At 63.9% G+C, this 22,873-nt stretch carries 22 protein-coding genes and 2 tRNA genes; 7 read left to right on the top strand and 17 right to left on the bottom strand.

Annotated features, from left to right (window positions below; genetic code table 11):
* Nucleotides 1-12: 12 nt before the first annotated feature.
* The 8 genes from RA302_RS15285 to RA302_RS15250 form a co-directional block, all read right to left on the bottom strand.
* Nucleotides 13-1,161 (bottom strand): metallophosphoesterase, encoded by a 1,149-nt coding sequence (locus tag RA302_RS15285; protein WP_054187381.1) that lies wholly within the window; start codon nucleotides 1,159-1,161, stop codon nucleotides 13-15.
* Nucleotides 1,161-2,855 carry a VWA domain-containing protein gene (locus tag RA302_RS15280; RefSeq protein ID WP_070161062.1) on the bottom strand — a complete coding sequence of 565 codons (1,695 nt, stop codon included), beginning with the start codon at nucleotides 2,853-2,855 and terminating at the stop codon, nucleotides 1,161-1,163. The genes RA302_RS15285 and RA302_RS15280 overlap by 1 nt, the downstream gene beginning before the upstream one ends.
* Nucleotides 2,856-3,014: 159 nt before the next feature.
* On the bottom strand, nucleotides 3,015-5,198 hold the full coding sequence (locus RA302_RS15275) for a malate synthase G (protein ID WP_070161060.1): 2,184 nt from the start codon (nucleotides 5,196-5,198) through the stop codon (nucleotides 3,015-3,017).
* A 152-nt stretch (nucleotides 5,199-5,350) separates the two neighbouring features.
* A complete protein-coding gene (locus RA302_RS15270) occupies nucleotides 5,351-6,601 on the bottom strand; it encodes a saccharopine dehydrogenase NADP-binding domain-containing protein (protein ID WP_070161058.1) in 1,251 nt (416 codons plus the stop codon).
* A gap of 44 nt (nucleotides 6,602-6,645) precedes the next feature.
* Nucleotides 6,646-7,077: a universal stress protein gene (locus tag RA302_RS15265; protein ID WP_003946198.1), complete on the bottom strand. Its 432-nt coding sequence runs from the start codon at nucleotides 7,075-7,077 to the stop codon at nucleotides 6,646-6,648.
* 156 nt (nucleotides 7,078-7,233) lie between these two features.
* Nucleotides 7,234-8,775, bottom strand: a complete 1,542-nt coding sequence (locus RA302_RS15260; protein WP_030537525.1) for an SDR family NAD(P)-dependent oxidoreductase — start codon at nucleotides 8,773-8,775, stop codon at nucleotides 7,234-7,236.
* A 108-nt stretch (nucleotides 8,776-8,883) separates the two neighbouring features.
* Nucleotides 8,884-8,969, bottom strand: a tRNA-Leu gene (locus RA302_RS15255).
* A 162-nt stretch (nucleotides 8,970-9,131) separates the two neighbouring features.
* Nucleotides 9,132-9,217 (bottom strand) — tRNA-Leu (locus RA302_RS15250).
* Between the two features lie 118 nt (nucleotides 9,218-9,335).
* Here RA302_RS15250 and RA302_RS15245 point away from each other — a divergent pair.
* Both RA302_RS15245 and RA302_RS15240 read left to right on the top strand, forming a co-directional pair.
* The gene (locus RA302_RS15245) at nucleotides 9,336-10,688 is read left to right on the top strand and encodes a M20/M25/M40 family metallo-hydrolase (RefSeq protein WP_003946170.1); all 1,353 of its coding nucleotides are present in this window, start codon (nucleotides 9,336-9,338) and stop codon (nucleotides 10,686-10,688) included.
* A 65-nt stretch (nucleotides 10,689-10,753) separates the two neighbouring features.
* Complete coding sequence (locus tag RA302_RS15240; RefSeq protein ID WP_054827756.1) at nucleotides 10,754-11,290, top strand: YbhB/YbcL family Raf kinase inhibitor-like protein; 537 nt, start codon at nucleotides 10,754-10,756, stop codon at nucleotides 11,288-11,290.
* Between the two features lie 58 nt (nucleotides 11,291-11,348).
* On the opposite strand, the gene RA302_RS15235 is transcribed toward RA302_RS15240, so the two are convergent.
* The 3 genes from RA302_RS15235 to RA302_RS15225 all read right to left on the bottom strand — a co-directional run bounded on the left by RA302_RS15235 (nucleotide 11,349) and on the right by RA302_RS15225 (nucleotide 13,756).
* Entirely contained in the window at nucleotides 11,349-12,419 is a 1,071-nt protein-coding gene (locus RA302_RS15235) for a quinone-dependent dihydroorotate dehydrogenase (protein ID WP_047270506.1), read from the bottom strand.
* A 63-nt stretch (nucleotides 12,420-12,482) separates the two neighbouring features.
* Nucleotides 12,483-12,731, bottom strand: a complete 249-nt coding sequence (locus tag RA302_RS15230) for a DUF5703 family protein (protein ID WP_007733391.1) — start codon at nucleotides 12,729-12,731, stop codon at nucleotides 12,483-12,485.
* Nucleotides 12,731-13,756, bottom strand: a complete 1,026-nt coding sequence (locus RA302_RS15225; protein WP_047270507.1) for a lipoprotein — start codon at nucleotides 13,754-13,756, stop codon at nucleotides 12,731-12,733. The genes RA302_RS15230 and RA302_RS15225 overlap by 1 nt, the downstream gene beginning before the upstream one ends.
* Nucleotides 13,757-13,939: 183 nt before the next feature.
* Here RA302_RS15225 and RA302_RS15220 point away from each other — a divergent pair, with 183 nt between their 5' ends.
* Entirely contained in the window at nucleotides 13,940-14,362 is a 423-nt protein-coding gene (locus tag RA302_RS15220; protein WP_030537527.1) for a hypothetical protein, read from the top strand.
* Here the strand turns inward: RA302_RS15220 and RA302_RS15215 are convergent.
* The 5 genes from RA302_RS15215 to RA302_RS15195 all read right to left on the bottom strand — a co-directional run bounded on the left by RA302_RS15215 (nucleotide 14,343) and on the right by RA302_RS15195 (nucleotide 19,082).
* Entirely contained in the window at nucleotides 14,343-15,206 is an 864-nt protein-coding gene (locus RA302_RS15215; RefSeq protein WP_007733386.1) for a heme ABC transporter ATP-binding protein, read from the bottom strand. The two genes, RA302_RS15220 and RA302_RS15215, sit on opposite strands and share 20 nt — an antisense overlap.
* Complete coding sequence (locus tag RA302_RS15210; protein WP_030537529.1) at nucleotides 15,203-16,300, bottom strand: iron ABC transporter permease; 1,098 nt, start codon at nucleotides 16,298-16,300, stop codon at nucleotides 15,203-15,205. The genes RA302_RS15215 and RA302_RS15210 overlap by 4 nt, the downstream gene beginning before the upstream one ends.
* A gap of 63 nt (nucleotides 16,301-16,363) precedes the next feature.
* Nucleotides 16,364-17,371: an ABC transporter substrate-binding protein gene (locus RA302_RS15205; protein WP_003946195.1), complete on the bottom strand. Its 1,008-nt coding sequence runs from the start codon at nucleotides 17,369-17,371 to the stop codon at nucleotides 16,364-16,366.
* Nucleotides 17,368-18,054 (bottom strand): biliverdin-producing heme oxygenase, encoded by a 687-nt coding sequence (locus RA302_RS15200; RefSeq protein ID WP_003946162.1) that lies wholly within the window; start codon nucleotides 18,052-18,054, stop codon nucleotides 17,368-17,370. Before RA302_RS15200 ends, RA302_RS15205 begins: the two co-directional genes overlap by 4 nt.
* A gap of 92 nt (nucleotides 18,055-18,146) precedes the next feature.
* On the bottom strand, nucleotides 18,147-19,082 hold the full coding sequence (locus RA302_RS15195) for an aldo/keto reductase (RefSeq protein ID WP_003946175.1): 936 nt from the start codon (nucleotides 19,080-19,082) through the stop codon (nucleotides 18,147-18,149).
* A gap of 228 nt (nucleotides 19,083-19,310) precedes the next feature.
* Between RA302_RS15195 and RA302_RS15190 the strand changes: the two genes are divergently transcribed.
* From RA302_RS15190 to RA302_RS15175, 4 genes are read left to right on the top strand one after another with little or no spacing between them, the layout of a single operon-like run.
* Entirely contained in the window at nucleotides 19,311-20,156 is an 846-nt protein-coding gene (locus RA302_RS15190) for an undecaprenyl-diphosphate phosphatase (protein WP_030537531.1), read from the top strand.
* 58 nt (nucleotides 20,157-20,214) lie between these two features.
* Nucleotides 20,215-20,910, top strand: coding sequence for a histidine phosphatase family protein (locus tag RA302_RS15185; protein ID WP_003946173.1), 696 nt, complete (start codon nucleotides 20,215-20,217; stop codon nucleotides 20,908-20,910).
* 55 nt (nucleotides 20,911-20,965) lie between these two features.
* Entirely contained in the window at nucleotides 20,966-21,565 is a 600-nt protein-coding gene (locus RA302_RS15180) for a DUF3090 domain-containing protein (RefSeq protein ID WP_003946200.1), read from the top strand.
* A gap of 4 nt (nucleotides 21,566-21,569) precedes the next feature.
* Nucleotides 21,570-22,376: an SCO1664 family protein gene (locus RA302_RS15175; RefSeq protein WP_030537533.1), complete on the top strand. Its 807-nt coding sequence runs from the start codon at nucleotides 21,570-21,572 to the stop codon at nucleotides 22,374-22,376.
* Here the strand turns inward: RA302_RS15175 and RA302_RS15170 are convergent.
* Nucleotides 22,373-22,831: a MarR family transcriptional regulator gene (locus tag RA302_RS15170; protein WP_042450996.1), complete on the bottom strand. Its 459-nt coding sequence runs from the start codon at nucleotides 22,829-22,831 to the stop codon at nucleotides 22,373-22,375. The two genes, RA302_RS15175 and RA302_RS15170, sit on opposite strands and share 4 nt — an antisense overlap.
* Nucleotides 22,832-22,873: the final 42 nt, after the last annotated feature.

Raw genomic sequence — 22,873 nt, 5'->3', positions numbered from 1 at the left:
CGCCGGAGATCATCACCTCTCGTGTACGAGTTCGAGAACGGTGATCTCCGGCGGGGCGCCGACGCGTACCGGCGGACCCCAAGCCCCGGCGCCACGCGTCGTGTACAGCACTGTGTTTCCGACCCTGTCCAAGCCTTGCACCGAAGGCTGCTGCAGCGGAACGAGATACCGCAGCGGCCACATCTGACCGCCGTGAGTGTGCCCGGACAGTTGCAGATCGATACCCATCTCGGATGCCTCGATCGCTTGACGCGGTTCGTGCGCGAGAAGCAAGGCGAAAGTATTCGGATCGCGACCTGCGAGCGCGGCAGTCAGGTTCGGCTCGTACGGGGCCGGCGACGTGTAGTCGTGGATGCCCACGATGTCGATGGTATCGCCGCCATGCTGGATCGAGGTGCGGCTGTTGCGAAGTGTGGTGATCCCCAATGTCTCCCACACGTCGAGCCATTTGCCGCCGTCGTCGGCGTAGAACTCGTGGTTTCCGCTGACTCCGAAGATTCCGTCGGGCGCCCGAAGATCGGCGAGCGGAGCAAGATCGGGAGCAACTTTCGCGACGGTTCCGTCCACGAGGTCGCCGCCGATCGCGATCAGATCGACATTCTGCGAGTTCACGATATCGACCACCTTGCGGGTGAAGTCGACCCCGCGGGCCGGTCCCACGTGCAGGTCGGTGATCAAGGCGATCCGGTATCCGTTGAAGCCCTCAGGTAGGCGAGCGAGCGGCACGCGGACGCGGGAAATCTTGGGGCCCGACGCCTCGTAGACGCCGTAGCCGGCGGTGCCGATCGCCGCGAGAGTGACTGCTGCCGTAGCCAACTGCAACGTACGACGCTTGGCTGGGTCGACTTCGGTCGTGGTATCCGTGTGGCGTGCACGTAGTCGACCGATCCCGGCGAACAGGCCGATCACGAGCAGTCCGGGAATCAGATACAGCCACGAAGCCAGCCAGACCCATCCGACAAATCCGATCGGTCGCGCCCACGATGTCGGAAAGACTTCGCCGCTGCCGACCCCGATGAGCGTCGAGACCGCCAAGACGACAAGCGCAGTGTCGGCGAGACGAGCCCATCGCCTCGGGATGCCGGTGGCGCGAACGAGTCGGCGATGCAGGAACCAGGTCAGAAGGGCGAGAAGGACTGCAAAAACCGCGACGCGCCCCATCAGGACAGCATCTTGGTCACTGCGGCCGCGAGAGCGGGGTCGGACGTCGAATCGACCCGAACCAATGTTCCGCCCGTCCGATCCGAGACGTCTTGGAGTGTGGAGACGTCGTCGCCCGCACCGACGACGATCACGTCGACCTGTACCGGACGCGACGGATTGCCCGCAGCGGCGATCGCGCTGAGCAGTTCGGCTCGCGTCGTGGTGGATTCGTCAGGCGTACTCGAGGTGATCAGCAGCACCGAGTTGACTCGCCCCGCGTCGAAACCGTCCACGGCGGCTTTGTAGGAGCTGGCAAGCGCCGGGTATTTGGAGGTCTTTCCGCCGGCCCGAAGCCCGTTGAGGAAATCGGTGATCGTGGCACGCCGATTCGGCTCGGACAGTGAACCGCCCGGAACCAGGATGCGCTCGGACGGTTTTCCGTCGGTGCCCGTGCTGAACTCGCGAAGGCCGATGTCCGAAGCGTCAGGGCTGCGACCCAATTGGGTATTCACCGCCGAGGCAATGTTCGCCAAGCGGGTAGTGCCACCGTCGTCGGTACCCATCGACGCCGACGTGTCCATCAGGATGGTGGCACTACGCGGCGAGACCGGGTTGGCGACTATGTCACCGAGCGCCGCTGCGGTCTCCGCCGAAGCCGGTTTCAACGTGGACGAGATCTTGGCCGGGGACACCGCCCCGAGATCGGGAAGGTCTTGGCCCTCGACCCGGAAACCGGCGCCGACGAACAACTGTGACTGATTCGGCTCACGCATGAAATCGGCAAACTGTGCCGCTGCGCGCGACGCGGTTTCGTCGATCCCGCTGCCCGAGACGATGACCGCCGGATAGTCCGCGACTGGCGTTGCGCCGGCGGGGGAGTACGTCGTCATCGCCGCGTTCGCGCTCTGCGCTATCGACTGTTCCGTGGCCGGAACGGCTTTCACCGAATCCGGTGTTCCGGCGCTCAGTGCTCCGAGGGCTTCGGCGGTGGACGAGGGGGGAGTCGGCAAGGATTGGAACTGCAACGCCCGTGCACTGAGCGCAGCGTTGACCTGAGCGGACTTCGCCTGATCCGTCGTGACCGGTCCGGCACCCGCATCGGCGACGTCGGCAGCGATCGCCTGTGCAGCCATCGAGGTTTCGGTACTTCCGACCGGCAGGGCGACCGTCAGATCGGAAGGCAAAGACTTCCAACTCGATGCTGCGCCGGCCAATGCTGCCGCGGTCTCGGGACCGGCTGCCAGAACGATCGGGGAACTCGCGAGCGAGCGAGGATCACCGTTGATCACGGCCTTGCCCGACAGTGGCGCGAGTTCGAACGAACTCGCCGGGATCCACAGGGAGGGACGTGGTCCCAATGCTGCGTCGTCCCAGGGGGCCGCCGGACCGGCTTCGAGTGCCGTCGAGACCGACGCGGACGGCGCACCGTGCACCACGACGGCGATGCAGTGATCACGCACCACCGGCGAGGTCTGGGTGTACCGCTTCGCCAGTTCCTCGACCTGTGGGGCTATGGACGGATCCGCGGTGACGTCGAGTGTCTTGTTGCCCTCGACGCACGTACCGGCTGCCTGCTGTCCCTGATCGTCGATCCGGTTGCTGAGGGCCTTCCATCCGAAGAAGCCTGCCACGATCAAGACGATCAGCACGACGACGAGAATCGGCCCCTTACTGATACCTCTGGCGCCTGACCCGCCGCGATGTTCGCCCACGTACCTTGCCCTACCTTGGTCACTCGAAGAATGTCTGTTGAACGGACTGTGTCCTCGGCCAGTCTAGTGACGAAACTTCGGGGCCTACGCGAACAGCCTCGACACCGGGAGCGGTGCCGAGGCTGTTCGGGTTCAGCTTCGAGTTCGAAGAAGGTGAAATCAGGCGTTGGCGGCCTTGTACTCGCGGCGGCGGCGATGCAGGATCGGCTCCGTGTATCCGCTGGGCTGCTTCGCGCCTTCGAGGATGAGTTCCTTGGCAGCCTGGAACGCGATGTTGGAATCGAAATCAGGTGCCATGTTGCGGTACTCGGCGTCGCCCTCGTTCTGACGGTCGACAACCGGGGCCATGCGCTCGAGTGCACTGACAACGTCGCTCTCGCTGACGATGCCGTGACGCAGCCAGTTGGCGAGTAGCTGGCTCGAGATGCGCAGCGTGGCGCGATCCTCCATGAGCGCGACATCGTGGATGTCGGGAACCTTGGAGCAGCCGACGCCCGCGTCGATCCAACGGACCACGTAGCCGAGGATGGACTGGCAGTTGTTGTCGAGCTCTTCCTTCTTCTCCGCGTCCGTCCAGTCGGTGCTGGGAGCGAGCGGGATGGTCAGGATGTCGTCGACGCTCGCACGCGGCTTTCCCTTCAGGCTGTCCTGAACAGCGAACACGTCGACGCGGTGGTAGTGCGTCGCGTGCAGCGTTGCGCCGGTCGGCGAAGGTACCCATGCGGTGTTGGCGCCGGCCTTGGGGTGACCGATCTTCTGCTCGAGCATGTCTGCCATCAACTCGGTCATGGCCCACATGCCCTTGCCGATCTGAGCCTTGCCCTGCAGACCGCAGGCCAGACCGGTGTCGACGTTCCAGTCCTCGTACGCACCGATCCACTTCTGCTTCTTCATCGAGGCCTTGCGCACCATCGCGCCGGCTTCCATGGAGGTGTGGATCTCGTCGCCGGTGCGGTCGAGGAAGCCGGTGTTGATGAACACCACGCGGTCGACGGCTTCCTTGATGCAGGCAGCGAGGTTGACCGTCGTACGACGCTCCTCGTCCATGATGCCGACCTTGAGCGTGTTCTCCGGAAGCCCGAGGACCTGCTCGACACGGCCGAACAGTTCGGTGGTGAAGGCAACTTCCTCGGGACCGTGCTGCTTGGGCTTGACGATGTAGATCGAGCCGGTGCGGCTGTTGTCGAGCGGTCCGTTGGCGTCACTGATCGAGAGGCCGTGCACTGCACAGGCACTGGTGATCAAGGCGTCGAGGATGCCCTCGGGGACCTCGTTGCCGTCGGCGTCGAGGATCGCGGGGTTGGTCATGAGGTGACCGACGTTGCGGACGAACAGGAGCGAACGACCGTGCAGGCTGAGTTCGCTGCCGTCGACTGCGGTGTACTTACGGTCGCCGTTGAGCGTGCGGGTGAAGGACTTGGCGCCCTTCTTGATCTCCTCGGACAAGTCACCACGGTTGAGACCCAACCAGTTTCGGTAGCCGACAACCTTGTCGTCGGCGTCGACAGCGGCGACCGAGTCCTCGAAGTCCATGATCGTGGTGACGGCGGATTCGAGAACGACGTCCTTGACGCCGGCGGCGTCGGTGCTGCCGATCGGGGACGAGGCGTCGATCTGGATCTCGGCGTGCAATCCGTTGTTCAGCAGCAGGATGCTCGTCGGTGCGTCCTTCTCGCCGAGGTAGCCGACGAACTTCTCCGGCTGGGCGAGCGTGGTGACAGTACCGTCTGCCAACGTGATCTTCAGTTCACTGCCGTCGACAACGTACTTGGTTGAATCTGCATGCGATCCCGACGCGAGAGGTGCTGCCGCATCGAGGAATTCACGCGCCCAGGCGATGACCTTGTCGCCGCGGACCTTGTTGTAGCCGGAACCCTTCTCGGCGCCGTTCTCCTCGGAGATGGCGTTGGTGCCGTACAGCGCGTCGTACAACGAACCCCAGCGGGCGTTGGACGCGTTGAGTGCGAAGCGCGCGTTGAGGATCGGCACGACCAACTGCGGGCCGGCCGTCGAGGTGATCTCGGTGTCGACGTTCGCGGTGGTGACCGAGAATTCGGCAGGCGTCGGCAGGAGGTAGCCGATTTCCTGCAGGAACGCCTTGTATGCAGCGGCGTCGATGGGAGCGCCGGCGTGATCGCGATGCCACTGATCGATCTGAGCCTGCAGATCGTCACGCTTGGCAAGCAAGTCGCGGTTCTTCGGTGCGAGCTCGGTGATGACCTTGTCGGCGCCGGCCCAGAACGTTTCGGCGTCTACACCGGTGCCGGGAAGAGCCTCCTCGACCACGAAGTCGTAGAGAACCTTGGCAACCTGAAGACTGCCGACCTGAACGCGCTCAGTCATGAATAGCCTCACTTTTCCGAAAGCGGAGCATCACATATGGATGCCATGAACCAACATCAATGTTACCTGGGAGTATTCCCACCGCTGTCCGCGCCCTGAGCTGCGATAATCGGGCGCGAAGAGCTGAAACGATCAAGTGAAATTCGTTCTGTCTAGAGTTTGCGCGCGGAAATCTCGAAACCAGCCGCGCGTAGACGCTCGACCAGGACGTCGCCGAGCGCTGTCGCTGGAGTCAAAACGCCGGTGGCCGGGGGAAGAGCCTTTTGGTCCTTCGCCAACGACAACGCAGATTCGCCGAGCATTACCGCCGTCGCGCTGTATCCCGGGTCGCCCTTCGCCTTCACTCGTGAGGTGTATCGGGCGCCGGTCGTGGTCGTGGTGAACACGTCGAGCGTGAAGTGGCCCTTCTTCTGGGTGCTCTCGCTCGGACCTTCACCGGGAGCCGGCAATACCTTGTCGAGAAGGAAGCGCGTCGGGGGAAGGGCGAGTCCGGCGACCAGCGCACCGAGGCCGACCGCCACGCCGCCCGCAATCACCGGTGACACCACCGAAGAGCCGACACTCATCACCTCGCTGTACTTGAACTTCTTGCCGTACGCCCACTCTCGGAGCGCATTGCTGCGACGGACGACTCGTGTGTTGTACGACGCCATCACGAACGGCGCTTTCCACCCCTTCAGCGAAGGATCGATCTTCTTGCCGTCGACCACGCTCACGTCGCTCTGGCGTCCGAGTTCGGGCTCCCGATCACGATCGGGGCTCAGCGAGTACGGCGAGGCAGCAAGTTTCCGCAGGCGCGCATCGTCTTTCGACACGTCGATCTGGTTGCGAAGCGAATCGATGGTGCCACCGCTCACGCCGCCGCGCAGGGCCGTGACCACCAGGGTGGTGTCGGTGAGCTCGCCGGCGCCGTCGGCGGCGACCTTCTCGTGCAGGACGTGAACTCCGAGATCGGAAGGGATGGAATCGAATCCGCAGGAATGGACGATCTTGGCACCGGTCGAGACCGCCAGCTCATGGTTGTCGTCGATGCTCTCGCGGTGGAACAGCACCTCACCGGTCAGGTCGACGTAATGAGTTCCGGCGGAGGCGCATTCGTGAACAAGGGCGTGGCCGTACTTGGCATACGGGCCGACCGTGGTGGCGACGACCCGGGTTCGCTGGGCGAGTGCCCTCAGCGCCGTGGCGTCGTCGGCTTCGGCGATGATCAGGGGGAGATCGGCAGCGGCAGTACCCAGATCGGCGCGAGTGGCTGCCAACTTCTCGAGGGAGCGGCCACCGAGGCCGATCTTCGTGCCTTCGGGAGCATGTTTGACGAGGTAGTCGGCGAGAAGCTTACCGACGAAGCCGCTCGCTCCGTAGACGATGATGTCGAGTTCTCGGGCGGGCGAGGTTCCAGTCATGGAGCCAGCCTACAAACGAGTAGTCGAAAGTGATGTGACCGCGGTCACTCGGCGGGGAGGGGCTCCTTCACGACGAGGATCGGAGCCTCGACTTCGAGCAACAGGCGTTGCAGCGGGCGTTCGAGCAGGAACTTGCCGATGGGGGACATCCGGCGTGTTCCGACGATCAGGAGATCGACACCCGCGTCGTGGACCAGGTCGACGAGCGCGGTAACCGGATCGCCGTCGTGCTCTGTGGTGCGCAGATCCCACTTCGTCTCCGAGAATCCACCGGCGTCGAGCGCTGACTGGATTTCGCCGCGAAGAGCGGCCCGATCGTCCTCGGTGTCTCCGAGGTTGACCGTGCCTCCGATGTTGACGTCGTCCAGGACGTGCAGAACCAGCAGTTCCTCGCTTCGACCCACGGATTCCCGTGCAGCGGCCACGATTGCGGCACGGCCTTCCGGGCTGTCCTTGTGTACGACGGCGATCGTCATGGTTCCTCCGAGTCGGTGAGCAGTGTCGGCTCCATTATCGCCTGCAATGCTGTGCTCTACCTGAAATGAGCTACTCGACACGGGGGTTCGGGGGTGACGAGATCGCCACATCGGGGCGCCTAGGTGCCGCCCATCACGAATGCGGCGTGCTGCCGATCACCACGGCGAGGGTTTGTAGTCCTTGAGGAAGCAGCCGTGCAGGTCGACGCCCAGTTCACCCTGAACGATGGGGTCGTAGACGCGGGCGGCACCGTCGACGAGGTCGAGTGGTGCGTGAAAACCTTCGTCGGCCAACCGCATCTTGGTGAAGTGTGGGCGTTCGTCGGTGATCCAGCCGGTGTCGACGGCGGTCATGAGGATGCCGTCGTCGAGCATTTCCTTGGAGCTGGTGCGGGTCAGCATGTTCAGTGCTGCCTTGGCCATGTTGGTGTGCGGGTGGCCAGGGCCCTTGTACGCGCGGCTGAACTGGCCTTCCATGGCGGAAACGTTCACGACGTACTTGCGTCGCGCAGCGGACGCAGCCATCGACGGGCGCAAGCGCGAAACGAGGATGAAGGGCGCGACCGAGTTGCAGAGCTGGACTTCGAGAAGCTCGATCGGATCGACCTCTTCGACGGTCTGAACCCAGCTGTTGGTGTGCGCGAGGTCGGGCAGCAGCCCGCCCGCGTCGATGGCGATGCCCTGCTCGATGCGATCGGGTGACGCCGACTTGGCGACGAGGGCGAGTGAACTGACCGCGTCGGCGGACAGATTTCCGGAGGTGATGCTTGCGACGTCCGACAGCGATCCGGCCAGAGCCGCGGGGTGGGCGTCGCTCGTCTTGCCGAAAGTCAGGACATCAGGCAGTTCACCGGCGGGAAGCGCACCGGACTCGGCGTCGACCAGAGCGCCGTAGGCACCGGGGGAGCGTCGGACGGTTTGCGCGGCGTTGTTGATGAGGATGTCGAGTGGACCCTGTGCGGCAACGGAATCCGCGAGTGCAACAACCTGGGCGGGGTCGCGGAGGTCGATGCCGACGATGCGCAGACGGTGAATCCAGTCGTTGCTGTCTTCCATCGCTTTGAATCGGCGGATCGCGTCGTTGGGGAATCGCGTCGTGATGGTCAGATGTGCGCCGTCACGCAGCAGGCGCAACGCGATGTACATGCCGATCTTCGCGCGGCCGCCGGTCAGAAGTGCGCGTCGGCCGGTGAGATCAGTGCTGGCATCACGTTTGCTGCGGCTGGTGGCAGCGCAATCGGGGCACAGTTGGTGGTAGAAGGCGTCGACTGCGGTGTAGCGCTGCTTGCAGATGTAGCACGGCCGCGCCTTGATGAGCGTGCCGGCGGAAGCGCCCGCGGTGTTCGACTTGATCGGAATGCCTGCGGTCTCGTCGTCGATGCGATCGGGTGAACCGGTGGCAGTCGCAGCGACCACTCGGCGGTCGGCTTCGTTGACGGCTGCGCGCGAGGCGAGGCGACGCTTCTTCTTGAGTCGCTTGAACAGATGGCCGACAGCGCGCTGCATGGTGATCGAATCGGGATGCTCGTCGTCGAGTTCGGCGGCTTCGGAAAGGACCTTCAGGCAGATTTCGAGTTCCGCGGGGTCGAGTCCGGTGAGTTCGGCTCGAGCAGATTCTGAATCGGCTGTTTCCAGCGAATCTGCCTGCAGTGCATCCGACTTCTTGGTGTCTGTATCCACTTCGAACTTCTGTTCCATCTCGATCGCCGCTCGCGCGGACTGTTCCCTGGTGCGGGAACTTCGCCAATTACGAGAAAAGCTCCGGTTCGATGAACCGGAGCTTTTCCTGTCTGTCTCAACACAGAGTGTCCGAGGGGGGACTTGAACCCCCACGTCCGTTAATAGGACACTAGCACCTCAAGCTAGCGCGTCTGCCATTCCGCCACTCGGACTCGGCCCCGATTTCTCGGTGCTGGGAAAGAGTATCCGATGCCATCCCCAGGTCCCAAATCGCCCCACTGCTGTGCGCCTTTATTAACCGCCGAGGGTTAATAAAGGCGCACAGCAAAAAGACCCCAACCTGATCAGGCTGGGGTCTTTCTGCTGTATTCGAGTGTCCGAGGGGGGACTTGAACCCCCACGTCCGTTAATAGGACACTAGCACCTCAAGCTAGCGCGTCTGCCATTCCGCCACTCGGACTCGGCCCCGATTTCTCGGTGCTGGGAAAGAGTATCCGATTAGGTCAGCTGCCCCAAATCGCCAGGTTGCGGGGCATTCCGGTCGCCCGCGTCGTTTGATTCGATGGTAGGAAAGTGGAATGACCACAACCCCGAATAATCCGAATCCGAGCAGAGCCGAAGCAGAAGTAGTCGAACTGGTCAGTTCCCTCATCCGCTTCGACACCTCGAACACGGGAGAACTCGAAACCACCAAAGGCGAGCGTGCGTGCGCGGAGTGGGTTGCCGCGCAGCTTCAAGAAGTCGGTTACGAGACGGAATACGTCGAGTCCGGAGCACCCGGCCGAGGAAATGTCTTTGCTCGCTTGAAGGGAGCCGAGTCGGGTCGTGGTGCGTTGATGCTTCACGGTCACCTCGACGTAGTTCCGGCCGAGCCCGCCGACTGGAGCGTCCATCCCTTTGCCGGCACCGTCCAGGACGGTTACGTCTGGGGGCGCGGCGCCGTGGACATGAAGGACATGGTCGGGATGATCCTGGCCCTCGCCAGACAGTTCAAGGCGGAAGGCGTCGTACCGCCGCGTGATCTGGTGTTCGCTTTCGTGGCGGACGAGGAAGCGGGCGGAAAGTACGGATGCCAGTGGCTGGTCGAGCACCGCCCGGATCTGTTCGAGGGAGTGACCGAGGCCGTGGGTGAGGTCGGCGGTTTCTCGCTGACGGTTCCGCGGCCTGACGGAACCGACCGCCGTCTCTACCTCGTGGAGACTGCGGAAAAGGGCCTCGGTTGGATGCGTCTGACTGCCAAGGGACGCGCCGGACACGGCTCCTTCCTCCACGACGACAACGCAGTCGCGACACTCGCCGGCGCGGTCTCGAGGCTTGCTGCCCACCAGTTCCCGATCGTGATCTCGGATTCGGTCGCGGAGTTCCTGACCGCCGTCGGCGAGGAGACCGGATTGGACTTCGATCCGGGATCACCCGACATCGACGGGACTCTCGCGAAGTTGGGGACGATCGCCAACATCATCGGGGCGACGTTCCGTGACACGGCGAACCCGACGATGCTCAAGGCCGGATACAAGGCGAACGTCATTCCGCAGACTGCCGAGGCGGTCTTCGACTGCCGCGTGCTGCCGGGACGGCAGGCCGAATTCGAGCGCACGGTGGACCAACTGATCGGTCCCGACGTGACCCGCGAGTGGATCACCAAGCTGGATTCGTACGAAACAACGTTCGACGGCCACCTCGTAGACGCCATGAACGAGGCGATCCTCGCCCACGATCCGGAGGCTCGCACAGTTCCGTACATGCTCTCCGGCGGAACCGACGCGAAGGCATTCGCGAAACTGGGCATTCGCTGCTTCGGCTTCGCGCCGTTGCAGTTGCCGCCCGAGCTGGATTTCAGCGCGCTGTTCCACGGCGTCGACGAGCGCGTTCCGGTGGACGCACTACTGTTCGGGACACGTGTTCTGGAACATTTCCTGCTCAATTCCTGACGAGCACGTAGATAGATCCGTGAGCTCGACGCACATCGAGCTCTCTTGTCACAGAAAGGATTCGCATGGCGCACGATCCGTACGAACCATTGCCGAAGTTGCCGAGTTTCGAGCTGACCAGTGACGACATCACTGCGGGCCAGCCGCTGAAGCTTGCTCAGGCCAGTGGAGCCTTCGGTGTCCCCGGTGGCGAAGACATCTCACCGCAGCTCTCGTGGTCCGGCTTTCCGGCCGAGACGAAGAGCTTCGTGGTGACGGTGTTCGATCCGGACGCACCGACTGCGTCGGGGTTCTGGCACTGGGCCGTGGCGAACATCCCCGCTTCCGTCACCGAGCTCCCCGCCGGTGCCGGCGCGGCGGACAGCGATGTCCTGCCCGCCGGAACCGTCACCCTCCGCCACGACGGTGGTGGGTTCGGTTTCATCGGTGCAGGCCCGCCTCCCGGGCACGGTCCGCATCGCTACATCGTCGCGGTGCATGCCCTCGACGTGGAGGCGCTCGACGGAGTCACCCCTGATTCGTCGCCGGCGTTCCTCGGTTTCAACGTGTTCCATCACGCGATTGCGCGTGCAACCCTGACCGGGACGTTCGAGGTCGAATAGTCACTTTGCTGTGCGCCTTTATTAACCGCGGGCGGTTAATAAAGGCGCACAGCACTCTCTAGCGAGGGTTCTCAGCTCCCACAGCCTGGGCGATCGACGAGAAACCCGCTGCGCGGACCCGCTTGGCTATCCCCTTGTGGATGCTGCGAGCCCAGAACGGTCCGCCGTAGATGAAGCCGGTGTATCCCTGCACCAGTGTCGCGCCGGCGAGGATCCGTTCCCACGCCTGATCGGCCGTCTCGATACCGCCGACCGAGATGATGGTCATCTTGTCGCCCACTCGGACGTACAGGCGCCGAAGTACTTCGAGTGAGCGCTCGGCGACCGGTGCACCGGACAGCCCGCCTGCGCCGAGTGCAGCTACCTCGGCGTCCGGGGTCTTCAAACCGTCGCGGCGGATCGTGGTGTTGGTCGCGACGATTCCGGCAAGCCCGAGTTCGATTGCCAGATCGGCGACCGCGTCGACGTCCTCGTCCGAGAGGTCGGGCGCGATCTTCACCAGTACCGGCACGCTGACGGTGTCGAGCACGGCCTGCAGGATCGGGCGCAGTGATTCGACGGCCTGCAGATCACGGAGTCCGGGCGTGTTCGGCGAGCTGACATTCACGACCATGAAGTCGGCCAGCGGACCCAGAAGCTGCGCGCTGGCGGTGTAGTCGGCAGCGGCGTCGGCGGCTTCGACGATCTTGGTCTTGCCGATGTTGGCACCGATCGGCACCGTGACGCGGCGCTGTCGCAGGAAATTCGCCGCGTGACCAGCGCCGTGGTTGTTGAAGCCCATCCGGTTGATCAGAGCGCGGTCGGCCGGAAGACGGAAGAGACGCGGCGCGGGGTTACCGGGCTGAGCCTGGGCCGTCACTGTTCCGACCTCGGCGAAACCGAATCCCAACGGGCCCCAGGCGTCGACTCCGGTGGCGTCCTTGTCGAATCCTGCGGCCAGGCCGAGAGGTGCCGGGAACGCCAGACCGAAAGCCTGACTGCGCAGAACCGGGTCGTCGACGACAAGGACTTTTGCGACCAGACAGCGAAGGGGAGCGAACCGTGTCACCAGTTTCATCGCGGTGAAGGCAATGTGGTGGATGCGTTCCGGTGGGACCCGGAACATCAGGCTCAGCAGCAGTTGGTACACGATTCTCCAGCTCTTCGATGGTGTGATTTTGTCAGCGGCGGGCTCTGGTCGTCTGTTGGACGATCAGTGCTGAATGCCGTCCGGATCGGTCACGTGCAGCGGCGTCTTCTTTCGCTTGAGGAGCACGCGACGACTGCCGTCGGGGTAGAGACGGACTCGGGAGAGTTCCCATCCGCCGAACTCGGCGGAGATCGCCAGACGCATCGACGCCGTGACCCGCGAAACGTTCGGCGGTAGTCGAAGGGGCACATAGTCGAACTTGTCGTCCGACGTCTCCCACTGCGCGGGGATCCCGCGCGCTCGCTTTTCCATCAGTTCTCCCGTGACGGGATGACCTGCAGCCCGTCACCGGTTGCCGATCCGACGATCAGATTGCCGTTGGAAGAGTCTACGGCCAACGAATTCGGCTGTCGCACCGTCTTGAACCGTCCGGTCTCCACGGGGATGCCGGACGACAGATCGAAGCCGACCACTTCGTTGGTCGCGGTCAGTGTCACCCACACCCGATCCGCGGTCTCGTCGTAGGCAACGGCGTACGGCGACTCGCCGACGGGGTAGCGCTGGTGCATCAGGAGCGGATCGGCAGTGAAGACGAGCAGTTCGTTGCCGGTGGTGTCGGTGACCAGAATGCGTCCGAAGCGATCGGTGGCCAGATGAGTTGCGCCCTCACCGGCGCGGAGAGCGACGCCGAGTTTGCCGTCTTCGAGGTTGATCGCCGTCAACGAGGTCTGACGGTGATCGAGGGCGCTCAGGTTGTCGCCGGTGACCGCGAGTTCGTCGACGGATGCGAATCCCGAAACCGTCTGTGACTGATCGGTCTTCGGGTCGACGATGTGAACTGAACCATTGTCCGTGCCGATCGCGATGCGGCCGTCGTTGAGTTCGACCGCTGAATTCGCCTGCCCGTCTACCGGGATGGACGTCTGTTCGCCCGAAGTCAGATTCAGCTTCACGACCTGGCGATCCATCGACAGAAGAGCGCTACCGTCAGAGCCGATCGAAACGTCGCGTACGTCGGAATCCAGGGCTGTTGGACGGCCTGCAGAGGCGGGGTCGGCGCCGGCCAAACTGTCCGTAGGAACGACCAGCACCGATCGGGGGTCGTTGGCAACCACTACAGCGCTGCGCGTGATCGGGTCGAATGTGATGGAATCGATCAGACCTGAATACGGGTGAACCACGCCGTCCGGGGTACTGATGGTGGCCGGTGAGGCCGCTGCCGTTGCGGGATCGATCGTGATGAGGTCGTCTCCGCCATCTCCGGAAGAACATCCTGTGACCAGCAGAACCGCCGCCCCCATTGCTGCTGCAGTGGTGCGGATCCCTAGGCGAGCCATGTGTAGTTCCTCTTTTTCTTGTCATCTGTTCTTCACGCAGTGCGACTGTCATCGATCATCCCTGATCGCAGTCGGGCGCCGTTCATCGCGTCGAGGAACTACCGACCATTCCGCTCACACCCCTGACGCGATACCGTACGAACAGCGATTGCGGTTGACGCTGCAATCACCGAGGAGATCATTGTGATTCCCACAGAACCCACCGATTCCGGCGCGCAGTCGCCCGAACCGGCGCGGCCGGGCTTCGAGATCGAGGACCTCACCGTCGGCGCTCACGCACACGGTTTCGGCAGGTCCGACGGTCGAACTTTCGCGTTCCGCGTACGAAAGAGCATGCTGTTCGTCGAGGTATACGGCGAATACTGCGAGCACAGTGTGCCGACCCCTGCAGACGTTGTCGCCACCGCGGAGCGATCGGTGACCGACATCGATCTGACCGACGAGCGAAGCATCGCCGGTGTGGTCCGCGACGCAGTTCTGTCCACGGAGGCTGATTGGTCACAGCCCGGTCCCGGTGACGGAGTTCGTGACGGCGACGGCCGCAGCCTGCCGACGGTGAGAGCCGTCCTGAACAGGCTGGGATCGATCATCGATTCTGTTCGGTGAATTCTCGGCGCGGGATGACCAGCGTTGCTCCGGTTGTCGGATGCGGGAACACCTCGACCGGATAACCGTAGACGCGGGTCAGAAGCTCTTCGTGCAACACCGATTCCGGGGGACCGTCAGCGGCGATGCGGCCGTTTTCGAGCACGACGATCCGATCCGCGTACGCCGCTGCCAACGCGAGGTCGTGCAAAACGACGACGACGGCATCGCCGTCCGCAGCGCGAGCGCGCGCCACGGACATCACCGCCTCCTGGTGTCCGAGATCGAGAGCTGCAGTCGGCTCGTCCAGCAGGATGGTCGACGTTTCCTGTGCCAGTACCCGGGCCAGCGCGACCCGCGCCTGCTCGCCGCCGGACAGCACGGCGAACGGCCGATTGGCGAACCCCTCGACATCGCAGGTCTTCATCGCCGCGGTGATAGCAGCGCCGTCGCGGTCTTCTCGGCGAGTTCCGGTCCATGGCGCACGTCCCATACGAACCACCTGGCGAGCGCTGAACGAAAATCCGATGGTGTGTTTCTGGGGGAGCACCGCGCGTCGGCGCGCCATGTCGATCGGCGACCACTGAGTGAGGTCGGTGCCGTCAACGTCCACCCGCCCAGCGATGACGGGCTGATCACCGGCCAACGCCGCAAGAAGAGTCGACTTACCGGCGCCGTTCGGTCCGACGAGAACGACTAGCTCGCCTGCCCGGACTTCGATGGACACGCCTTCCAGAATCTGCCGACCACCGCGTTCGACTGTGATGTCGCGCGCCTCGAGGGTGACATCACCGACGGCTGGGCTCTTCGGTTCGGGGGTGACGCGGCCGAACAGTTCGCGCCAGTTTCTTACGAGGCTGCTCATGCCCACCCGCCCTGTTGCGCGCGCGTGCGTCGGAGAAGCCAGAAGAAGAAGGGGCCGCCCACCAGAGCGGTCAGCATTCCGAGGGGCAGGTCTGCGTTGTCGATCAGCGACCGCGAGCCCAGATCTGCGACAAGCAGAACCAGTGCGCCGGCGAGGGCGCTCGCCGGAATCAGCGCGCGGTGGCCAGGTCCGACGAGAATGCGCATCAGGTGCGGAACGACCAGGCCGACGAAGAGGATGATTCCCGTGAAGGCAACACTTGCGGAGACGAGGAGAGCGACGATCAGTACCGCGAACTGGCGCAGCCGTTCGACGTTGACGCCCAGGTGACGGGCCGCGTGTTCACCGAGCGCCAGCAGGTCGAGACGTGGGGCGATCATCATGGTCGCGGCGATCCCGACGACGGTCATCGGCGCCACGATCAGGACTGCGTTCCAGGAAGCGCCGTTGAGTGAGCCGAGTTGCCAGAACACGATCTGATCGCGAGCGGACGGGCTGGCGACGAAGGTGAAGAACGCGATGAGCCCGCCGGCGAACGCGTTGATCGCGACGCCCGTCAGCACCAACGTCACTACTTCGGTTCGGCCTTCGTGCCGAGCCAGCAGGTAGACCGCCGCGGTGGTGACCAGCCCGGCGACGAACGCAGCCGCAGCAACGGCCCAGCCGGCCACGAACGTTCCCCCGACGACGATGACAGCACTCGCGCCAACTGCCGCGCCCGCAGACACTCCGATCACTCCGGGTTCTGCGAGCGGATTGGAGAACACACCCTGCAGGAGCGCACCGGAACATCCCAGCGCCGCGCCGACACAGATGGCGAGCACGACGCGGGGGAATCGAACCTCCCACAAAGTCACTTCACCGCTGGGATGGGCGGGCATCGGACCGAGGTCGAGCCCGATGCGATGCAGGATGCTGCCCAAAACCTCGAGAGGCGACGTCGGAACTTGACCGATGCACGCCGACAGCACCGCGACGATCACGAGGGCGAGAGTCAAGCTGACCAGAACCGCACTCACCCGCGACCGCGACGCGGGGCCAGACGCCGACTTGTCGGCGCCCCCGACGTCATGGGAATCCTCGGCTGCGGACACAGTCTTACCTGCTTCGGAACTACCTGTCTCTGTACTCACGAATCAGCACTCACGAATCTTTGCTCACGATCCACCGGGCTCGTAGATCGCTTCGGCGAGTGCCGCCATGACGCGTCCGGTGTTCGGCCCGAAGCTGAGCAGTACTCCGTCCGCCATGTCGACTACTCGTTTGTTCTTTCCAGCCGGCGTCTGAGCGATGCCAGGGACCTTTTCGAGGCCGTCGATTCCGCCGATCGATGCCAATCCGTCCGTCATCATCAGCAGGGCGTCAGGCGCTGCGGCGATGAGCGCTTCGCTGGTGATGGGCACGAACTGTTGTGTGATGCCCGAGGCGGTTCCTGCATCGGTGGCGCCGAGTGCCTCGATCAAGGAATCTGCTCCGGACCCTTCACCGCCGATCATGGTGATGGCCGATCCGCGCATGTAGAGGAATGCGATTTTCAGTGGATCGCCCTCGGTGGGGACCAGATCGCGAGCTCCAGCGATTTCCGATTCGGTCCGATCGACCAGCGCTGCGCCCTGGGCGGGTACGCCGAGCGCGTCGGCGACGGCCTGGAGTTGTCCTGGCACACCCTCGAGTGTTCGGGTCGGATCGAAGAAGACGACGGGAACACCGGCGGCGCGCAACTGATCCTGGACGCTCTTGGGCCCGATACTCGTGTCGGTGAGAACAACGGTGGGATTGAGGTCGAGAATTGCCTCGGTATTGAGCGATTGGCCGCCGACCGTGACAACCGGCACGTCCGCGACTGCGGGGAACTTGGCTGCGGTGTCGCGGCCGACGAGATTGTCACCGAGGCCGAGCGCCACCGTCGTCGTCGCGAGCGTCCCGTAGCGGTCGGCCGCAACGATCCGGCTGTTGTCGGTGATGGTCACGTCGACGCCGTCGAAGCTCTTCACCGTCACGGGCAGTGTCGCGGTCGGGTTGTCGGACACGGGAACCGGGCTGGAATCTTCGAGTACCGCGGTCCTGGCGCCCTGAGATGTCGTGGAATTGTCGCTGGGACCGCAAGCCACCAGACCGAAACCGGCTGCTGCGACCAGAGCCGCCGCGGCCAAGCGCTTCATCATTTGACGAGGTAGCTCTCGATGTCGCCTTCGAGGTCGGCGAACAGGTCGCCGTTGAGGCGGTATGCCAGATTCACCTCGTCGATGAAACGCTGCTGTTCCTCGGCAGGAATCTGCAGTGCATCCAGATTCGAGCGGTAGTCGTCCTTGAAAGGCTTCGGCTTGGGGATGCCTTCGAAGATGTAGAAGCGAAGTCCGTCGGTCTCGAATCCGTAGGCGCGTTCGAGCATCCGGCGGATGATCTGTCCGCCCGAGAGATCGCCCATGTACCGAAGGTAGTGATGTGCGACGAAGCCGGCAGGCCAATCGAACGCCACCTCCTTCAGGCGGGCGATGTAACGCTCGGTTGCCGGCAGGGCCACGAGTTCGTCGCGCCAGTTCGGTCCGCCGAGGAACTCGAGATCGGCTTCGAGTGAAGCCACGCGCAACAGATCCTCGGACAGGAACGGGGCGACCAACTCGTTGTCGGCGTGTGTGCGGCCGGCCTCTTCGAGGCTCGTGTAGACGAGGTACGTCTGTCCCAGAAGTGCGGCGTAGCCAGCCGTGGTCAGCTCACCGCCGAGTAGTGCGCCTACGAATCGCGACTGCTCCGTCTCGCGGTGTGCTGCGTCCGTCTCGGTCTTGATTCGTTCGGAGAAGGCTGGGCCTGCGTCTGCGGAAAGGCTGTCTACGTCGAGCGTGGTCATTGATTCTCCTGAGGCTGTAGTCAAGCGTTGCCTACTAGGTTAGCCTGCCCTCGCCAACACGATACCTCCGGTATTTCGATCAGCGGGACAGATCAAGCGCTCACATCGTCGAGAGCCGCGGCAATCGCTTTCGGAAGTTCCAATTCTTCGGTTGCCAGTACTCCTGTCAACTGGGCGAGATCACGCGTGCCGACGACGGCGCTGGCCACCCCGGCGCGATCGCGCGCCCAGGCCAGTGCCACCGCCAGTGGGGAAGTACCCAGACCGTCGGCAGCGGTAACGACTGCGTCGACCACCCGGATCGAGGAATCGGTCAGATAGCTCTGCACATCCTGCGAATGTGCTTCGTCGGCGCCGCGGGAATCGACGGGAATGCCGTCGCGGTACTTGCCGGTCAGCACACCGCCCGCGAGGGGTACTGCGGCGAACACTCCGACGCCGTGATGGGCCGCCGCTGCGAACAATTCTTCCTCGACGCCGCGTGCGAGCAACGAGTACTCGGCCTGCGTCGCGGCGAGTGTTGTTGCGCCACCGGCTCCTACGGCCGTCGCGAGCTGCCAGCCGAGGTAGCCGCGAACTCCGACGTACCGCACCTTGCCGCTCGAGACGGCGTAGTCGAGGGTTGCTGCAACCTCGTCGACGGGCGTGAGCGGATCCCAGGTTGCGACCTGCCACATGTCGAGGAAGTCGGTTCCGAGTTCACGAAGAGTCGCGTCGAGCTGGCGGAGCAATCCGCGCCGCGAGCAGTCGACGCGGTCGGTGCCGATCGGTGTGGGGTCGATGCCGGCGCTCGAGCTGATGATGAGTTCGTCACGTGGAACGACGTCGTCGAGCAACTCGGCGAGGATCCGTTGCGCCGCACCGGCGCCGTAGGCGGGCGAGGTGTCGACCAGGGTTCCGCCGGCCTCGGCGAACGCAAGTAGCTGTGCAGCAGCCTCGTCGCCGTCCGTGTCGCGTCCCCATGTCAGTGTGCCGAGCCCAAGTCGCGAGACCCGAAGTCCGCTCGTTCCGACAGATCTGTGCTTCATAACCGCCTGCATCTCGCGCCCGACTCGTGTGCGCAAGTGCGGCACCCGAGAGATCTCACCACGTGCAGACTAGTAGGCGCTCGCCTCGAGTCGGGGTATTCGGACACGGACGTGCCGGGCGCGGCGCGGCGCCGTGGGCCCCGGTAGCGTGGCGCCGGTGAAACGTGAACCCGACACACGAAACCTGTGTGCAGTAACCCCATTCGAATCAGCCGGGATCGGTGAGTGATGGGCGAAGCGATGACCTGGCTCCAGGCCGTGATCCTGGGCCTCGTGCAGGGCTTGACCGAGTTCCTGCCCATCTCGTCTTCCGGACATTTGCGAATCGTGTCGGAGATATTCTTCGGCAGTGACGCCGGCGCGTCGTTCACCGCCGTGACGCAGCTCGGCACCGAGTTGGCGGTCCTGATCTACTTCGCACGCGACATCGTGAGGATCATCACTGCCTGGTTCCGAGGTGTGTTCAATGCCGAGCACCGGGGCGATCTCGATTACCGGATGGGCTGGTACGTCATCATCGGCACCATCCCGGTCGGCATCCTCGGGTTCTTCTTCAAAGACCAGATCCGTACCGGCGCACGCAATCTGTGGCTGATTGCTACGATGTTGATCGTGTTCGCGCTCGTCATCGCTGCTGCCGAGTACTACGGACGCAAGACGCGCCCGATCGAATCGCTCACAGCACGCGACGGCATCATCATGGGTTCGGCTCAGGCGCTCGCGCTCATCCCGGGTGTCTCACGTTCGGGTGGCACGATCAGTGCCGGCCTTTTCCTCGGACTCACCCGTGAGGCCGCAGCCCGTTACTCGTTCCTGTTGGCGATTCCGGCAGTTCTCGCCTCCGGTTTGTTCAGCCTCCCGGATGCCTTCGAGCCGGCTGGTGAGGGTCTGAACGCGAGCGGTCCGCAGTTGCTGGTGGCAACCGTCATCGCCTTCGCGGTCGGTTACGCAGCGATCGCCTGGCTGCTTCGATTTGTTGTCGATCACTCCATGTACTGGTTCGTCGGATACAGAATCGCTCTCGGCGTAGTCGTCCTTGCGTTGCTGGCCACAGGGGTCGTGTCCGCGACATAGGGCCCGTTTCGACGTCGACCACCCGTCCGTGCGGCCACCGCCCCATTAGGGTTGTGGAATGACAGTTGTCCTACTGCGGCACGGGCGGTCGACGTCCAACACTGCCCATACCCTGGCCGGTCGAACGCCGGGTGTGGAACTCGACGACCACGGCCGGAAACAGGCCGAAGGCGTCGTCGATCGGCTGGTCGGTCTGGACATCGCGGAGATCGTCCGCTCGCCGCTGTTGCGGTGTGAGCAGACGGTCGGCCCCATTGCCGTCGACCGTGGTCTGACGCCGGTGGTCGAGGATCGCCTCATCGAGGTCGATTACGGCGACTGGACGGGTCGCCCGCTCAAGGAACTCTTGGAAGAACCGCTCTGGAAAGTGGTGCAGCGCCACGCTTCCGGTGCAGTGTTTCCCGGCGGTGAAGGGCTGGCCCAGGTACAGGCGCGAGCCGTTGCCGCGATCCGAGAGCACGACGCACGGCTGGCCGAAGAACACGGCAAGGACGTCGTCTGGATTGCGTGCACGCACGGTGACGTCATCAAATCGGTTCTCGCCGACGCGTTTGCGATGCATCTCGATTCGTTCCAGCGCATCGTCGCCGAGCCCGCCTCGGTCAGTGTGATTCGCTACACGGCGACACTGCCGTTCGTTCTTCGCGTCAACGACACCGGAGACGTGCTCGCCGCGATCGGTGCGGCGAAGGCCGCGACCAACGGTTCGGCTCCCGCGCAGGAGTCCGTCCCCGGCGGAGAGGTCGGTGCGTGAGCTGTGACGGATAATGGGTATTCAGTGATGTTCTGCTCGAACTCGAGGAGGTGCAATGTCGCGCGCGATTCACGTATTTCGCACTCCTGACCGATTTGTCGCAGGAACGGTGGGCGAACCCGGTGACAGGTCTTTCTATCTCCAGGCCGTGCACGAATCACGGGTGGTGAGTGTGCTGCTCGAGAAGCAGCAGGTTCAGGTCCTCGCCGATCGCATGGGCTTACTCCTCGAAGAGGTACATCGACGCTTCGGAACCGAGGTTCCGCCACAAGCCGACGACGTCTCCGACCTCAGCCCGCTGGTCACACCGCTCGACGCGGAGTTCCGGGTCGGCACGATGGGGCTCGGTTGGGACGCCGATGCCGGGGCGGTCGTCGTGGAGCTGCTTGCCGTCAGCGAGACGGAGTTCGACGAATCGGTTGTCCTCGACGACGCCGACGACGGTCCGGACGCAGTCCGTGTGTTCCTGACTCCGGAGCAAGCGCGCGAGTTTTCGCTGCGGTCCGAACGCGTCATCGCGGCGGGACGCGCGCCGTGCCCGCTGTGTGGTGAACCGTTGGCGCCCGAGGGGCACGTCTGCATCCGCACCAATGGGTACCGACGCGGCGAGTCCTTCGGTTTTGCGATCGACGACGCAGACGACGACGAGGTCTGACGTCGTGTCCGAACCTGGTGTGCCGGACGTGCTGCTCGAGGGTGATCTGACTCTGATCGGTCAGATCACCACGGCGAGCAACGCCACGCTGGTATGTGAGTCGACTCTGGGGGAGAAGTCCACCCGCGTGGTCTACAAGCCGGTCCGGGGTGAACGCCCACTGTGGGATTTCCCGGACGGCACTCTGGCGGGGCGTGAGGTCGCGTCGTACCGCGTGTCCGAGGCGCTGGGTTGGGGAGTGATTCCGCGAACAGTGTTGCGGGACGGCCCCTTCGGTCCAGGCATGGTGCAGCGATGGATCGACACCGTCGATCGCCGTGCGGATGGATCTGGCGGACTCGAGATGGTGGACCTGTGCAGTCCCGGCAACGTTCCGCCGGGGTGGTTCGAGGTCCTGCAGGCCTTCGACTCGGAGGGTGAACCAGTCTCCCTGATCCATGCGGACGATCCACGGCTGCAGCGAATGGCCGTTCTGGACGTCCTCATCAACAACGCCGACCGCAAAGGTGGTCACGCCCTCGAAGGCGTCGACGGCTCGGTGTACGGCGTTGATCACGGAATCTGTCTTCACTCGGAGAACAAGCTGCGGACCGTGTTGTGGGGGTGGGCCGGGCAGCCCGTACCCGGTGCTTTGATCGCCGACGTCGCCGAATTCGCGACAACTCTCGACGGGGATCTCGGCGACGAGTTGTCCGAACTGATCACCGAGGAAGAGATCGTGGCTTTGGCGGTGCGGGCGATGCAGTTCGCCGAGTCCGCTGTGATGCCTGAGCCGAACGGCCATCGAACGATTCCCTGGCCGGCCTTCTAGTCGCGAGACGTTTCCTGCTGTTCGCGAGTTGCCGTCAATCCGGGTGAGCGAACCAATCGCAGTAGTTGTTCGCGCAGCGCGGCGACATCCCCGACGCCGACGGTCAACGCCGCATCTTCCTTCTCGAGCGTCAGTAGTCGCTCGTACGTCAGTCTTCCGGCGTCGGTTATCGCGATCACGCGCCGACGCTCGTCCCTCGGATCGGTGTCACGAGTGACGTAACCCGCTCGTTCGAGACGGTCGATCGTGCGGCTCATCGTCTGATCGGTGACTCGGGCGTTCTTCGCGATGTCGCGTTGAGACGCCGCCCCACCGGCGATCGAGTGGAGCACGATCAGGCCCGCGTGCGTCATGTCCTGAGACCGCAAGACCTTCTCCCACGAGTGCTCCACCAGGCGTGCAGCGGTGGACAACAGCCGGCCGGTGGGCCAGTCGTCCAGGCCGTCGCTGCTCATTTTTCTGCCTTCCGTTTGCAATTACTCAGCATGCTGAACAAA

Source organism: Rhodococcus sp. DN22 (assembly GCF_036669995.1).
GTDB lineage: Bacteria > Actinomycetota > Actinomycetes > Mycobacteriales > Mycobacteriaceae > Rhodococcus_F > Rhodococcus_F erythropolis.
The sequence above is the reverse complement of the archived record's forward strand: the minus strand, read 5'-3'. Positions and strand labels throughout refer to the sequence as shown.

Bases quoted from the DNA above. Each gene is read 5' to 3' on its own strand.
- RA302_RS15285 (WP_054187381.1), bottom strand. From the start codon at position 1,161: ATGGGGCGCGTCGCGGTTTTTGCAGTCCTTCTCGCCCTTCTGACCTGG.
- RA302_RS15245 (WP_003946170.1), top strand. From the start codon at position 9,336: ATGACCACAACCCCGAATAATCCGAATCCGAGCAGAGCCGAAGCAGAA.
- RA302_RS15275 (WP_070161060.1), bottom strand. From the start codon at position 5,198: ATGACTGAGCGCGTTCAGGTCGGCAGTCTTCAGGTTGCCAAGGTTCTC.
- RA302_RS15195 (WP_003946175.1), bottom strand. From the start codon at position 19,082: ATGAAGCACAGATCTGTCGGAACGAGCGGACTTCGGGTCTCGCGACTT.
- RA302_RS15225 (WP_047270507.1), bottom strand. From the start codon at position 13,756: ATGGCTCGCCTAGGGATCCGCACCACTGCAGCAGCAATGGGGGCGGCG.
- RA302_RS15190 (WP_030537531.1), top strand. From the start codon at position 19,311: ATGGGCGAAGCGATGACCTGGCTCCAGGCCGTGATCCTGGGCCTCGTG.
- RA302_RS15200 (WP_003946162.1), bottom strand. From the start codon at position 18,054: ATGACCACGCTCGACGTAGACAGCCTTTCCGCAGACGCAGGCCCAGCC.
- RA302_RS15270 (WP_070161058.1), bottom strand. From the start codon at position 6,601: ATGACTGGAACCTCGCCCGCCCGAGAACTCGACATCATCGTCTACGGA.
- RA302_RS15180 (WP_003946200.1), top strand. From the start codon at position 20,966: ATGTCGCGCGCGATTCACGTATTTCGCACTCCTGACCGATTTGTCGCA.
- RA302_RS15240 (WP_054827756.1), top strand. From the start codon at position 10,754: ATGGCGCACGATCCGTACGAACCATTGCCGAAGTTGCCGAGTTTCGAG.
- RA302_RS15215 (WP_007733386.1), bottom strand. From the start codon at position 15,206: ATGAGCAGCCTCGTAAGAAACTGGCGCGAACTGTTCGGCCGCGTCACC.
- RA302_RS15230 (WP_007733391.1), bottom strand. From the start codon at position 12,731: ATGGAAAAGCGAGCGCGCGGGATCCCCGCGCAGTGGGAGACGTCGGAC.
- RA302_RS15205 (WP_003946195.1), bottom strand. From the start codon at position 17,371: ATGATGAAGCGCTTGGCCGCGGCGGCTCTGGTCGCAGCAGCCGGTTTC.
- RA302_RS15265 (WP_003946198.1), bottom strand. From the start codon at position 7,077: ATGACGATCGCCGTCGTACACAAGGACAGCCCGGAAGGCCGTGCCGCA.
- RA302_RS15185 (WP_003946173.1), top strand. From the start codon at position 20,215: ATGACAGTTGTCCTACTGCGGCACGGGCGGTCGACGTCCAACACTGCC.
- RA302_RS15260 (WP_030537525.1), bottom strand. From the start codon at position 8,775: ATGGAACAGAAGTTCGAAGTGGATACAGACACCAAGAAGTCGGATGCA.
- RA302_RS15170 (WP_042450996.1), bottom strand. From the start codon at position 22,831: ATGAGCAGCGACGGCCTGGACGACTGGCCCACCGGCCGGCTGTTGTCC.